The organism is Abyssibacter sp. (assembly GCF_964229365.1).
GTDB lineage: Bacteria > Pseudomonadota > Gammaproteobacteria > Nevskiales > OUC007 > Abyssibacter.
Genome location: NZ_CAXRDQ010000071.1, coordinates 17,983 through 29,314, shown reverse-complemented (window position 1 = coordinate 29,314; position 11,332 = coordinate 17,983). Strand labels below are relative to the sequence as shown.

Sequence of the window (11,332 nt, the reverse complement as noted above, 5' to 3'; positions counted from 1 at the left end):
TTGCAGCAATGAGTGCGGCTGTCTCGCGTGCCTTCGCGGCCGACGGACCGTTATCGCTTGCGTTTCCCGGCTACACGCCGCGCTCGCAGCAATCGGCCATGGCCCAGGCCGTCGCCCAGGCCATTGAGACACGCGAACCCCTGGTCGTTGAAGCCGCCACCGGAACCGGCAAGACATTGGCGTATCTGGTTCCGGCCTTGCTCAGTGGTCAGCGCACCTTGATCTCGACCGGAACGCGCGCCTTGCAAGACCAGCTGTTCGAGCGCGACCTGCCGGCCACGCGCGATGCGTTGGAAATCGGTGGTCGTATCGCCCGACTCAAGGGGCGTTCCAATTACCTCTGCCTGTACCGGATGGATCAGGCGCTGGACGACGGCAGTCTGTCGCCATATCTGCGCCGTGATCTGCAACGGGTCCGCCGCTGGGCGGGCCATACCCGCGATGGGGATCTGGCCGGTGTCGAGGGCTTGCAGGAAGACGCGCCCGTGCGGATGCAGGTGTCATCCACCGCCGAGAACTGCCTGGGACAGCGTTGTCCGCGCTACGAGGATTGCTGGGTCATGGATGCACGCCGCAAGGCGCAGGCGGCGGATGTCGTCGTGGTCAACCACCATCTGCTGTTCGCCGATCTCGCATTGAAAGACACCGGCTTTGCGGAACTGCTGCCGGGTGCCGATATCGTGATCGTCGACGAGGCCCACCAGGTCCCGGAGATCGCCGGACAATTCTTCGGCTACGCGATTTCCGCGCGGCAACTGCGCGAACTGGCCGGCGACAGCCAACGCGAAGCCGAGGACGCGGGACTGGCCGATGCCGAACTCGTGGATGCGTTGCTGGCCATGTCCGAAGCGGTGGATCAGCTGTTTCGGCAGCTTCCTCATGTCGGTGGCCGGCAGGCCTGGGAATCCGCGTTCGCCAGCGCGCCGGCACTGGCCGCGCTGGAGGCCCTGGGCGCGGCACAGACCACGGTTTGCACGCGGCTGGACCCGCTGGAGCAGGCCTCCGATGGCTTGGCAACCTGCAGCCAGCGCGCGATCGTGCTGAACGCTCGCCTCAAGACCCTGATCAGCGGCGAGGACATCGAGCATGTGCGCTGGGCCGAGGTCAGCCGCACGAACTTCGCGCTGCGCTCCACACCGCTGGTGATTGCCGACCGCTTCCAGGCCAGTCGCGCGCGCGAACCCGCAGCATGGATCTTTTCATCGGCGACCCTGGCGGTGGACGGGCGATTCGATCATTTCAAGCGCGAGATCGGCGCCGAAACCGCGCGCGAGGCCGAGTTCGACAGCCCCTTCGATTTCGACCGCCAGGCACGCTTGTTCCTGCCGGCGATGCCTGATCCACGCGCCCCGGACTATCGCGCCGCGGTGATCGAGCAGGCCGCCGAGCTGATCGACGCCAGCGCCGGCGGGGCATTCCTGCTGTGCACCAGCCACGCGGCCGTGCGCGAGTATGGGCAAGCGCTGCGCGAGCGCGTCGATGTGCCGGTGTTGCAGCAGGGCGAACAATCCAAGCATGCGCTGCTGCATGCGTTTCGCACCGACGGCAATGCTGTGCTCGTGGGCACGCAATCGTTCTGGGAGGGGGTGGACGTACCCGGACGCGCACTGCGGCTGGTCATGATCGACCGCCTGCCGTTTCTGGCGCCCAGCGACCCTTTGCTGCGGGCACGGGTCGAGCATCTCAAGGCACAGGGTCTGGAGCCGTTCCGGGATTATCAGATTCCGCATGCCGCCATGACCTTGAAGCAGGGCGCGGGCCGGCTCATCCGCGGCACCGAGGACCGCGGCGTGCTGGTGATCTTCGACCCGCGCATCCATCGGACCGGCTATGGCAAGGCATTTCTGAACAGCCTGCCGCCTTTCCCGGTGGAAACTGATCGCCTGCCGATCCTGTCATTTCTGCGGGAGGTCTCGGCATGAACGTTCTAGCCATCGACACGGCCACCGAGGCCTGCTCGGTCGCCGCGTCCATAGGCGGCGTCTGGGCCGAGCGTTTCGTTGAACTGGGTCGCGGCCACACCGATGCGCTCATGCCGATGATTCATGCCGTCATGGCCGAATTGGAGGCGGATCTCGGGGTGCTGGACTGCATCGCCGTAGGCCGCGGACCCGGCGCCTTCACGGGTGTTCGCATTGGTGTGGCCTGCGTGCAAGGGCTTGCGCATGGCCTGAACGTGCCGGTAGTGCCTGTCTCAAATCTGGCGGCGATGGCCTGGGAGGCCGCAAGCGAGCAGGGCGCTTGGGTTGCGGTGGCCATTGATGCACGAGCCGGTGGCGTCTATTTCGGCGCTTATGCGGTGACACCACGCGCGCTGCCAGAGTGTGTTGTCGCCGAGCGTGTCTGCCCGCCCGACGCGGTACCGGCGCTGGATCAGAGGTCGGTGCTCACCGCAGGAACCGGCTGGTCGCGCCATCCCGAGGTTTTGGGTGCCGCTGTGGGCTGCGAACAGGTGGATAGCGGTGTTCGACTGCCCTCGGCACGCGCCATCGCCGAATTGGCGCTGCTAGGCGCAGCGCAGCTGCCGGCAAGCGAGCTGGAACCGGTTTACCTGCGTGACCAGGTGGTTCACTCATCCGCGCGCAAGGCATGATCAAACAATTCGGACATCAAGCAAGGAGAAACGGATGCTCTACGCCCTAGGAGACGACACCCCGACGCTGATTGGCGAAGGCCATTTCGTGGCCAACAACGCGACCGTCATCGGCCGGGTGCGGCTCGAGACACAGACCAGCATCTGGTTTGGCTGCGTGGTCCGAGGGGACTGCGACGACATCATCATCGGCGCGCGCAGCAACATTCAGGATGGTGCGGTGCTGCACACCGATGTCGGCATCAAGCTAACGATCGGCGAGGGCGTGACGGTGGGTCATCAGGCCATGCTGCACGGTTGCACCATCGGTGAGGGCACGTTGATCGGCATCAATTCCGTGATTCTCAATCGTGCCGTGATCGGCCGAAACTGCATCATCGGCGCCAATGCTCTGATCCCTGAAGGCAAGGAGATCCCTGACAACTCCTTGGTCATGGGCTCACCGGGGCGTGTCGTGAAAGAGCTGGGGCCGAACGTGGCCCAGATGCTCAAGGCATCGGCCGATCACTACGTCCACAACGCCGAGCGGTTCGCGACCGAACTGCGGGCCGTGGGCTAAAGGCCAAGACCCAGTCGGTTACCGCGCAGCTACAGGGCGCGGATCGCGAGGCTATCCGCGCATGTCCTCGTGGCCCTTCGGAGTCGCGAACTCGACGAATCGAGCCTGCGCTTTGGGCAGATGCTCCGGCCAGGCGGACAGATTCAGTGCGCAGCGCATCCAGCTACAGGTGGGCAGCGGCGGGATCTCCATCGGCACCAGGGCCGCAGCCAGTTCGCTGATCCCCTCGTTATGCCCGACCACCCAGAGTTCCCGCCCTCTGGCATGCGCGTGAATCACGCGCCAGATCATGTCAGCTGACGCGAGATAAAGCGCCGCCTGATACTCGATCTGCTCGGTCGGAAGATCCAGCTCCAGCAGCAGGCCTCGAGCCGTCGTCGCGGCGCGGACCGCCGGACTGGCGAGCACCTGATCCGGCAGCGGATGGTGGTCGCGCCATCGGGCAGCCATGGTCGGAAGATCGCCTCGGCCACGGGCGTTGAGCGGCCGGTCGAAGTCCGGAATGCCGGGTTCATTCCAGTCGGACTTGCCGTGTCGAATCAATGTCAGGTGCATCATGAGCGCACGTAAATGTCGTAGCGGACGCGGTTGGATTTCAGAACGTAAGACACCTTGCGGTCCAGCAGCGCCGGCGCCTTGGGTGCACGTTTGATGACCACGCGCCGGCGCGCGTGTTCCCAGGCCAGGTTGGCGAGGTGATCGGCATCGGGATCGCCGTCGGTCAGATGCCGCAGCGTCTCCAAAGGTGCCTTTGCACGGGCTCGTTGGCCCGGCGCGGCATACATGGGGTCCAGGTAAATCACGTCGAAAGCCGCGGAGGTCTGTGGCAGCCAGTCGATTGCATCCTGCGGTTCGATACGCATACGCGCGGCGATGTCGGCAACTGCGGCGGATTCCAGCGCCCGTTGATGGGCCTGTTGCAGTGCATTGGCCAGCATGGGCAGACGTTCGCACAGAGTCACCTCCGCGCCCAAGGCCGCCAGCACGAAGGCGTCGCGCCCGTAGCCACCCGTGGCATCGAGCAGGCGCAATGGGTTGATGCTGCCCACCCCGCAGGCCCGCGCCAACGGTTGACGCCGGCCGCCGGCCACGCGTCTGGCCACATCGGCTGATTGCCAATCGATCTCGGGCAGGCGTTCAGTCACGGCGTCGGACAAGAAAAAGGCACGCGGGGCGAACCCCGCGTGCCTGGTTTGGCTGCTATGTCGGCTCAGCTCAACTGGCCGGCATCGAACATCGACGACAGCTTCTGCGCCAGCATCAGATCACCTTCAAGCTGGAGTTTGCCGGTCATGAACGCGGTCATGCCGTTCAGTTCACCGGTCATCAGCGCGACGAAATCATCGTCATCCAGCGTCAGGGTCACGTCGGAATCATCCGTCACGCCGTCGTGGACGGTGAGGTTACCGTTGTCGATCACGCAGTACTTCGGGTCGCTGACCTTGTACTGCACGGTCGCCGACAGGTCACCGGCTTCCTCGCCGTTGAAGGCTTCCGGCATCTTCTTGAAGATTGTCTCCATGTCCATCGTCTGTCTCCTGGATTGCCGCAATTCGCAGCAAGGATAAAAAGTAGAGATCGCATGCTAACTGCGGGCTTCATGCGGTGGCAACGAATGGATGACTTCGGCGTATAGTGAATGCTTGGATTGCGAGCAAATACTTCGATGGGTATGAAACAACTCCTTGAGCAGTGGCAACAGGATGCCGCCGCTCCGCGAGCTGCGAAACTGTACGAAATCCGCCTTCCGCTGTTCGATGCCGCCAAGCTCGCTGCGCTCAGCGAGCTGTTCCCCGGCCGCAGCGAAGAACAAATTCTCACCGACCTGCTGTCCGCTGCGCTGGACCAGATCGAAGCGGAGTTCCCCTACGAGCGAGGCCCGGTTGCCGAGGTCGACGAGGAGGGTGATCCGATCTACGCCGATGCGGGTCTCACGCCGCGTTATCGCATGCTGGTCGAAACCTACGTTGAGCGGCTGAAACAGGCGAATACGGATGGCGGAGGGAAATAGTCCTCTGGAGAGCGCCGCGTTGAACCCGCTGGATCAGGTGCGCCAGGCGTTGCTAGGAACCACCGCGGACGCCCCGCGGCCGGTGACACGCCTCGGTTTGCCGCTGGGCATCGATCGTCTCCTCGGCCCGCATTGGCAGCGGTCGTTGCGACCGGCGGCGGTGCTGGTGCCGATTATCGACCGTGCCGATGGTCCGCGCGTGCTGCTCACGCAGCGCTCGCACAGCCTGCGTGATCATGCCGGGCAGATCAGTTGTCCCGGCGGGCGTGTCGAATCGTCGGATACCTCGATTGCGCACGCCGCGTTACGCGAGGCCGAAGAGGAAATCAGCCTCGATCCCGGAGCCTCCGAGATTCTTGGCTATCTTCACGATTACCCCACGATCTCGCGCTTCTGCGTCACGCCCGTCGTGGCGCGTGTCGACGCCGGCGTGAGCTACGAGCCCGATGGTGTAGAGGTCGATTCCGTGTTCGAAATACCGCTGGAGCATGCGCTGGATCTCGGCGCCTATGTGCGCAAGTCCATCGGACGGATGGGCATTGACCTGCCATTCATGGAACTGATGTGGCAGGACTGGCGAATCTGGGGTGCGACGGCCGGCATGCTGCACGACCTCGCCAGCCTGGTGGCCGGTGATGCTTGATGCACTGAGCAAGGCGGCGCAGCTTCAGCGTCAGGCGGCGGCCAAGGGCTTTGACTGGCCGGAGCTGGACGGTGTCTGGGCAAAGGTGCGAGAGGAACTGAACGAACTCGAGCAGGCCGGGGACGACACGGCCGCTCGATACGAGGAACTGGGCGACCTGCTGTTCGCGATCGTCAATCTCGCCCGGCATCTGAAGGTAGAACCCACCGATGCGATGATCGCCGCCAATGCGAAATTCGAGCGTCGGTTTGCCTATGTGGAAGACGCCATGGCAGCGGCGGGCAAGACTCTTTGCGCGGAGAACCTGGCTGCGATGGATGCCGCGTGGGACCAAGCCAAGGCCGAGGAACGCGAACGCGCGTGACGCGCCCGGCCTGAGCGCGTCACCTCGGCACGCCCACGGCCAATCCCTCGCGACGGGCGAGGGTAGCCCTCTGCACCAGCGCTATCGGCTTCTGGCGCCTTAGTCGCGGCGCCCGTCGTCGTAAAGGCGTCGTCCGGGTTGCACCCGGTCCCGCGCTTCTGATCGCGCCAGTGCCTTTCGCTCGACTTGCAGATGCGTATAGGCGTTGGCGGGTTCCGCCTGATACGCCACGCCGTTCACATAGACGATGCCGGGGCCGCCCACCCAATCGGTGGCCCACAGGTAATAGAGATTGCCCTCGCGGCCCGGATCACCGATCACGTGGACGCCGTCATTGCGTGAGCTGAAATAAATATAAGAGCCCGGCTCGAAACTCACCGCGAGCCAATCGTTGCCGCTGCCGACCGCGATACCTGGCGTACCGGCCTTGATCAGGATCTCATCGACCACGCGAGCATTGCGTTCGACCAGAATGCCGCCGCCCACCGAGCGGTTGCCCGATTGCACGGCTCTGCGCAAATGGATGTCGTCGGAAACGTAGTATTGCAATGCGCGCAGCTCGCGCTCACTGAGCTCGTAACCGGCCCGCAGGTACTCGCCGAAGGCCAGTCGATCGACGCCTCGTGTTGAGGCGCAGGCCGTCAGAGTCAACGTGACAGCAACAGCGAGAAGAGTGGCGTAACGCATTGATCCCCCAATTCGGCCCTGTGGCAACGAAATCAGAGCATAGCAGCCGGGACGGTGCTTGCCTTGGACAGGTCCGCTCTGATTGAATCGTCGCCGCATCGGTGTTCCTGGCTTCATCGCCGTTGGTCCCATGGAGCGCTTTCGCCACTGGGCCGATCAGGGCACACCACAATCATTACAGGAGCAGGGGTATGCGGGCGGTTTTATCGGGCATTGGCTTGATCAGCTATTTCGTGTTGTGCGTGGCTCTGTTCCTCGTGTGGGCGCCTCGCTTCTTTTATCTCAACATCGACATGCCGCCGCAGTTCACGCTGGAATACGCGTCGGTTAGCGGGCTGGTGTTCGCGTTTTTTCTGGTGTCGGTAATCGCCGCGCAAGCTGTCGCGCCCAAGTTCTCGGCCTGGCTGGTGCTGCAGGTGCTGATTGTGGGCACCAGCTTCTGGTTCTGCCTTTACACCTTCGATTTCAAGGCGCAGTCCGATCTGTTCGCGCTCATACACATCGTCACCTGCGGGTTGTTTCTGTTCCTGAACATGCGCAGCTACAGCCGTCTGAGCAACAGCGACGACGCCTGAGCCCCATCCTCACTCCAGCAAGGCGTTCGAATTGCCCGCACCGCAACGTAGTCGCAGCGAGTACCGTTTCTGGTATCCATTGCAAATCCGATGGGGCGACATGGACAGCCTCGGCCATGTCAACAATGCCCGCTATTTCACCTTCTCCGAAACGGCGCGGCTGGCCTATCGCGATGCGCATTTTTCCGGTGTGGAGCTGCCGCCGAATCAGGATCTGATTCTTGCCCGAACCGGTTGCGACTTCATTCAGCAGCTCAAATATCCAGACGATCTGGACCTGGGTTGCCGCGTCATGAAGCTCGGCCGCAGCAGCATCGTATTCGACGTTGCAATGTTCCGGACGAACAGCGATCAGCTGGTCGCCGTGAGCGAAGCCATCACCGTCTGGTTCGACTATGGCGCGCAAGCCACGGTGCCTGTGCCGGATGCGTTGCGCGACGCGCTGACCGCGTTCGAGCCGGACCTGGGACAGGCGTCCTAGGGAAGCCCTAGAGTCTCAGCGCCGCCAGTTCGCGGCTCGGCGCACCGTGTGCCCAGTAGGTCTCAAATTGCGCCAGCAGCGCGGCTGCACGGCCGGGGTCGTCGCGACGGGCCACGGCATGGTCGTCGGTGAATTCGTGACGCAGCAGGTAGCCCTGGCGGTCGGCGATGATCCATTCCGCCCGCAGCGTGTCCGCCGGCGGTGTGGCCGCTCGTATCTGGATTCTGCTGGGGATGGTCCGCGCCAGCTCAACCAGTCGATGGGCGCCGTCGGAGAGCACTTGCTCGGGACGCCGCACCAGGATGCGGACGCGGTGTCTGGCATGCCCGGTCACCAGGCTGCGCAGTGTTGCAGCCAGTTCGGTGGAACCGTAAATCCGAGGCGTCAGCGATTCCGAAAACAGCGCCAGCTCCCGCTCGGCCCCCGCAGCGATGTGCCAGAGTCGCTGCTCCAGATCATCGTGTGCGCCCTCCATCACCTTTGCCAGCTCGCTAGCAGGCCAGCGCCTGCTCCGCCGCGTTACCCACGTAGCTGGCGGGTGTCATGTCCAGCAGCCGGGCCTTCACGTCGTCCGGCAGGGCAAGGCCGTTGATGAACTCGGCCATGCGCGCCTGATTCACGCGCTGGCCGCGCGTGAGCTTCTTGAGCTGTTCGTAGGGCTTTTCGATGCCGTAGCGGCGCATCACTGTCTGGATGGCCTCGCCGAGCACTTCCCAGTTGGCGTCCAGATCGGCAGCCATCGTGTCCGGGCTCGCTTCCAGCTTGCCGATGCCCCGGTTGAGCGACTGCAGGGAAATCATCACGTGGCCCATGCCCACGCCGAGGTTGCGCAAGGTCGTGGAGTCCGACAGATCACGCTGCCAGCGCGACACCGGCAGCTTGTCGGCCAGATGCGCCATCATGGCGTTGGCGACTCCCAGGTTGCCCTCGGCATTTTCGAAATCGATCGGGTTCACCTTGTGCGGCATGGTTGACGAGCCCACCTCGGTTTCGACCATGCGCTGCTTGAAATAGCCCAGCGAGATATAGCCCCAGATATCGCGCGAAAAATCGACCAGGATGGTGTTGACCCGCATCACCGCGTGAAAATACTCGGCGATGTAGTCGTGGGGTTCGATCTGCGTCGTCGCCGGCGCCGGTGCGATCTCCAGCCGATCGAGTACCGACTGCGAAAGCGCGGGCCAGTCGACTTCCGGGTAGGCCGCCATATGAGCGTTGAAGTTGCCGACCGCGCCATTGATCTTGCCCTGGATCACCACGGCGGCCAGCGTGTCGCGTTGCCGGCGCAGGCGATGCACGAACACGGCGATTTCCTTGCCCAAGGTCGTCGGCGAAGCCGGTTGCCCATGGGTGCGGGACAACATCGGTTGCCGGGCCAGCTCGTGCGCCATGCTGCGAAGCCGTTCGATCAGATCATCCAGTGCCGGCAGCATGAATCGCTTGCGAGCGTCGTTCAGCATTTGCGCATGCGCGAGGTTGTTGATGTCTTCCGACGTGCAGGCGAAATGAAGAAACTCCATCACGGCCGCCAGCTCAGGTTTCGCCGCGAAGCGTTCCTTGAGGAAGTATTCCACGGCCTTGACGTCGTGATTCGTCGTGTCCTCGATGGTCTTGACGCGCTGCGCGGCGGTCAGGTCGAAGCTCTGATCAATGTCGTCCAGCAGGGTTTCGGCATCCGCCGAAAACGCGGGCACTTCCGGGATATCCGGCTGTGCGGCCAGTGCGCGCAGCCACGAGATCTCGACCCGGAGCCGGTAGTGCATGAGGCCGTATTCGGAGAATATCTCGCGCAGGTCCCATGTTTTATCGGCATAACGACCATCAATCGGGGACAGAGCGGACAGCGATGTGAGCTTCATGCGGCAGCACATGGGGTGAAGGGGGGCGCGTATTCTAACGGAGCCATGACGATCCTGGGCGCAGCCAAGCTGTTCGCGTTTGGGTCTGGATGGCAGACGCGTTAGCCTGCGGTCCACCGTTTTTGAACCCAGCTCACGGGCGGAGTGGTAGGTAGCACATGAGCAAGACCCGAATCGAGCGCGACAGCCTGGGTGAACTTGAAGTGCCCGCGGATGCGCTTTGGGGCGCTCAGACGCAACGAGCCGTCGAGAACTTTCCGATCAGCGACCGGCGAATGCCGCGGCTGATGATCCGGTCGCTGGGTCTGATCAAATCCGCCGCCGCCCGCGCCAACCGGGCTCTGGACCTGATTGACGGTTCGATCGCCGCTTCGATCATCACGGCCGCCGAGCAAGTGGCCGATGGCGAATACGATGCCGAGTTTCCGGTCGATATCTTCCAGACCGGGTCAGGCACCTCCAGCAACATGAACGCCAATGAGGTCATCGCGGCGCTGGCAAAGCAGGCGGGTGCCGACGTGCATCCCAACGATCACGTCAACATGAGCCAGTCCTCGAACGACGTGATCCCCACGGCCATTCACGTGGCCTGTGCGCTGGGGATCGCCGAATCGCTGGTGCCCAACGTCAAGCACCTGATCGATGTGCTGGAAGCCCGTGCCGACGAACTGGATGGCGTCGCCAAAACCGGGCGCACGCACCTCATGGATGCCATGCCCATCACGTTCGGCCAGGAGTTGCGCGCATGGTCGTCGCAGCTCGACGCCGGGCTCAATCGATTCACCGATGTGCGCAAGCGGCTCTATGCCTTGCCACAGGGGGGCACCGCGGTGGGTTCGGGTATCAATGCCCACCAGAACTTCGGCTCGGTATTCGCCGGGGAGCTGTCCGACCTCACGGGGCTGCCGTTTTCACAGGCGCTGGACCATTTCGCAGCCCAGGCCAGTCTGGATACCTTGTTGGAAGTCTCCAGCCACCTGCGCAGCCTGGCGGTGACATACACCAAGATCGCCAATGACCTGCGCTGGATGAACTCCGGTCCGCTGGCCGGGCTGGGGGAGATCGAACTGCCGACCCTGCAACCGGGTTCATCGATCATGCCGGGCAAGGTCAATCCGGTGATCCCGGAAGCGGTGGCGATGGTGGCCGTGCAGGTCATCGGCAACGATGCCGCTGTGGCCGCAGCCGCGCAGTCTGGCAACTTTCAGCTCAACGTGATGCTGCCGGTGGTCGCATCGAACCTGGTCGAATCCATCGAGCTGCTGGCGAGTTCGGCGCGGGTGCTGGCCGACAAGGCCATTCAGGGGTTTACGGTGAATCACGACAACGTGGATGCGGCCCTGGCGCGTAACCCGATTCTCGTCACCGCGCTCAACCGCGAGATCGGCTACGACCTGGGTTCGAAGATCGCCAAGGAAGCGTACAAGACGGGCCGGCCCGTGCTGGATGTCGCGATGGAGCACACCGACCTGGGCGAAGAACGTCTAAAGGCGCTGCTGGACCCGATGGCCCTGACGCGCGGCGGCCTTCCCGGCGAGCAATAAAAAGCCGCCGCGGCGA

Annotated in this window: 15 protein-coding genes; 9 read left to right on the top strand and 6 right to left on the bottom strand. The window is 63.6% G+C overall.

The window, feature by feature from the left end; translation table 11 throughout:
• Window positions 1-8: 8 nt before the first annotated feature.
• From ACE1EY_RS11720 to ACE1EY_RS11710, 3 genes are read left to right on the top strand one after another with little or no spacing between them, the layout of a single operon-like run.
• Complete coding sequence (locus tag ACE1EY_RS11720) at window positions 9-1,922, top strand: ATP-dependent DNA helicase (protein WP_370300238.1); 1,914 nt, start codon at window positions 9-11, stop codon at window positions 1,920-1,922.
• Complete coding sequence (gene tsaB, locus ACE1EY_RS11715; RefSeq protein WP_370300237.1) at window positions 1,919-2,593, top strand: tRNA (adenosine(37)-N6)-threonylcarbamoyltransferase complex dimerization subunit type 1 TsaB; 675 nt, start codon at window positions 1,919-1,921, stop codon at window positions 2,591-2,593. The genes ACE1EY_RS11720 and tsaB overlap by 4 nt, the downstream gene beginning before the upstream one ends.
• 34 nt (window positions 2,594-2,627) lie before the next feature.
• Window positions 2,628-3,152, top strand: a complete 525-nt coding sequence (locus ACE1EY_RS11710; protein ID WP_370300236.1) for a gamma carbonic anhydrase family protein — start codon at window positions 2,628-2,630, stop codon at window positions 3,150-3,152.
• Between the two features lie 51 nt (window positions 3,153-3,203).
• Here ACE1EY_RS11710 and ACE1EY_RS11705 read toward each other — a convergent pair whose 3' ends face one another.
• The 3 genes from ACE1EY_RS11705 to ACE1EY_RS11695 all read right to left on the bottom strand — a co-directional run bounded on the left by ACE1EY_RS11705 (window position 3,204) and on the right by ACE1EY_RS11695 (window position 4,680).
• Entirely contained in the window at window positions 3,204-3,710 is a 507-nt protein-coding gene (locus tag ACE1EY_RS11705) for a histidine phosphatase family protein (RefSeq protein ID WP_291514763.1), read from the bottom strand.
• Entirely contained in the window at window positions 3,707-4,297 is a 591-nt protein-coding gene (locus ACE1EY_RS11700; RefSeq protein ID WP_291514764.1) for a class I SAM-dependent methyltransferase, read from the bottom strand. Before ACE1EY_RS11700 ends, ACE1EY_RS11705 begins: the two co-directional genes overlap by 4 nt.
• Window positions 4,298-4,362: 65 nt before the next feature.
• Window positions 4,363-4,680 carry an SCP2 sterol-binding domain-containing protein gene (locus ACE1EY_RS11695; RefSeq protein ID WP_370300235.1) on the bottom strand — a complete coding sequence of 106 codons (318 nt, stop codon included), beginning with the start codon at window positions 4,678-4,680 and terminating at the stop codon, window positions 4,363-4,365.
• Between the two features lie 144 nt (window positions 4,681-4,824).
• Between ACE1EY_RS11695 and ACE1EY_RS11690 the strand changes: the two genes are divergently transcribed.
• Genes ACE1EY_RS11690 through ACE1EY_RS11680 form a run of 3 tightly spaced genes read left to right on the top strand, consistent with a single transcriptional unit; the run spans window position 4,825 to window position 6,170 of the window.
• Window positions 4,825-5,163 carry a type 1 pili tip component gene (locus tag ACE1EY_RS11690; RefSeq protein ID WP_291514766.1) on the top strand — a complete coding sequence of 113 codons (339 nt, stop codon included), beginning with the start codon at window positions 4,825-4,827 and terminating at the stop codon, window positions 5,161-5,163.
• A complete protein-coding gene (locus tag ACE1EY_RS11685) occupies window positions 5,147-5,806 on the top strand; it encodes a CoA pyrophosphatase (RefSeq protein WP_370300234.1) in 660 nt (219 codons plus the stop codon). The genes ACE1EY_RS11690 and ACE1EY_RS11685 overlap by 17 nt, the downstream gene beginning before the upstream one ends.
• On the top strand, window positions 5,799-6,170 hold the full coding sequence (locus ACE1EY_RS11680) for a MazG nucleotide pyrophosphohydrolase domain-containing protein (protein ID WP_291514768.1): 372 nt from the start codon (window positions 5,799-5,801) through the stop codon (window positions 6,168-6,170). The genes ACE1EY_RS11685 and ACE1EY_RS11680 overlap by 8 nt, the downstream gene beginning before the upstream one ends.
• Before the next feature lie 99 nt (window positions 6,171-6,269).
• Here the strand turns inward: ACE1EY_RS11680 and ACE1EY_RS11675 are convergent, their stop codons facing one another.
• Window positions 6,270-6,857, bottom strand: a complete 588-nt coding sequence (locus ACE1EY_RS11675; protein ID WP_370300233.1) for a hypothetical protein — start codon at window positions 6,855-6,857, stop codon at window positions 6,270-6,272.
• Window positions 6,858-7,048: 191 nt separating this feature from the next.
• Here ACE1EY_RS11675 and ACE1EY_RS11670 point away from each other — a divergent pair, with 191 nt between their 5' ends.
• Together ACE1EY_RS11670 and ACE1EY_RS11665 are read left to right on the top strand one after the other, a co-directional pair.
• Window positions 7,049-7,432 carry a hypothetical protein gene (locus ACE1EY_RS11670; protein ID WP_370300232.1) on the top strand — a complete coding sequence of 128 codons (384 nt, stop codon included), beginning with the start codon at window positions 7,049-7,051 and terminating at the stop codon, window positions 7,430-7,432.
• A gap of 79 nt (window positions 7,433-7,511) precedes the next feature.
• Complete coding sequence (locus ACE1EY_RS11665; protein WP_373928083.1) at window positions 7,512-7,913, top strand: acyl-CoA thioesterase; 402 nt, start codon at window positions 7,512-7,514, stop codon at window positions 7,911-7,913.
• Between the two features lie 7 nt (window positions 7,914-7,920).
• Here the strand turns inward: ACE1EY_RS11665 and ACE1EY_RS11660 are convergent, their stop codons facing one another.
• Both ACE1EY_RS11660 and purB read right to left on the bottom strand, forming a co-directional pair.
• On the bottom strand, window positions 7,921-8,388 hold the full coding sequence (locus tag ACE1EY_RS11660; protein ID WP_370300230.1) for a hypothetical protein: 468 nt from the start codon (window positions 8,386-8,388) through the stop codon (window positions 7,921-7,923).
• A gap of 16 nt (window positions 8,389-8,404) precedes the next feature.
• Window positions 8,405-9,772 carry an adenylosuccinate lyase gene (gene purB, locus ACE1EY_RS11655; protein ID WP_291514773.1) on the bottom strand — a complete coding sequence of 456 codons (1,368 nt, stop codon included), beginning with the start codon at window positions 9,770-9,772 and terminating at the stop codon, window positions 8,405-8,407.
• 158 nt (window positions 9,773-9,930) lie between these two features.
• On the opposite strand from purB, the gene ACE1EY_RS11650 reads away from it, so the two are divergent.
• Complete coding sequence (locus tag ACE1EY_RS11650) at window positions 9,931-11,316, top strand: class II fumarate hydratase (protein ID WP_370300229.1); 1,386 nt, start codon at window positions 9,931-9,933, stop codon at window positions 11,314-11,316.
• The last annotated feature ends 16 nt before the right edge of the window (window positions 11,317-11,332 follow it).

What these genes read in the sequence shown, in the direction of transcription:
- ACE1EY_RS11720 (WP_370300238.1), top strand. Translation starts at nt 9, where the DNA reads ATGAGTGCGGCTGTCTCGCGTGCCTTCGCGGCCGACGGACCGTTATCG.
- tsaB (WP_370300237.1), top strand. Translation starts at nt 1,919, where the DNA reads ATGAACGTTCTAGCCATCGACACGGCCACCGAGGCCTGCTCGGTCGCC.
- ACE1EY_RS11710 (WP_370300236.1), top strand. Translation starts at nt 2,628, where the DNA reads ATGCTCTACGCCCTAGGAGACGACACCCCGACGCTGATTGGCGAAGGC.
- ACE1EY_RS11705 (WP_291514763.1), bottom strand. Translation starts at nt 3,710, where the DNA reads ATGATGCACCTGACATTGATTCGACACGGCAAGTCCGACTGGAATGAA.
- ACE1EY_RS11695 (WP_370300235.1), bottom strand. Translation starts at nt 4,680, where the DNA reads ATGGACATGGAGACAATCTTCAAGAAGATGCCGGAAGCCTTCAACGGC.
- ACE1EY_RS11690 (WP_291514766.1), top strand. Translation starts at nt 4,825, where the DNA reads ATGAAACAACTCCTTGAGCAGTGGCAACAGGATGCCGCCGCTCCGCGA.
- ACE1EY_RS11685 (WP_370300234.1), top strand. Translation starts at nt 5,147, where the DNA reads ATGGCGGAGGGAAATAGTCCTCTGGAGAGCGCCGCGTTGAACCCGCTG.
- ACE1EY_RS11680 (WP_291514768.1), top strand. Translation starts at nt 5,799, where the DNA reads ATGCTTGATGCACTGAGCAAGGCGGCGCAGCTTCAGCGTCAGGCGGCG.
- ACE1EY_RS11675 (WP_370300233.1), bottom strand. Translation starts at nt 6,857, where the DNA reads ATGCGTTACGCCACTCTTCTCGCTGTTGCTGTCACGTTGACTCTGACG.
- ACE1EY_RS11670 (WP_370300232.1), top strand. Translation starts at nt 7,049, where the DNA reads ATGCGGGCGGTTTTATCGGGCATTGGCTTGATCAGCTATTTCGTGTTG.
- ACE1EY_RS11660 (WP_370300230.1), bottom strand. Translation starts at nt 8,388, where the DNA reads ATGGAGGGCGCACACGATGATCTGGAGCAGCGACTCTGGCACATCGCT.
- purB (WP_291514773.1), bottom strand. Translation starts at nt 9,772, where the DNA reads ATGAAGCTCACATCGCTGTCCGCTCTGTCCCCGATTGATGGTCGTTAT.
- ACE1EY_RS11650 (WP_370300229.1), top strand. Translation starts at nt 9,931, where the DNA reads ATGAGCAAGACCCGAATCGAGCGCGACAGCCTGGGTGAACTTGAAGTG.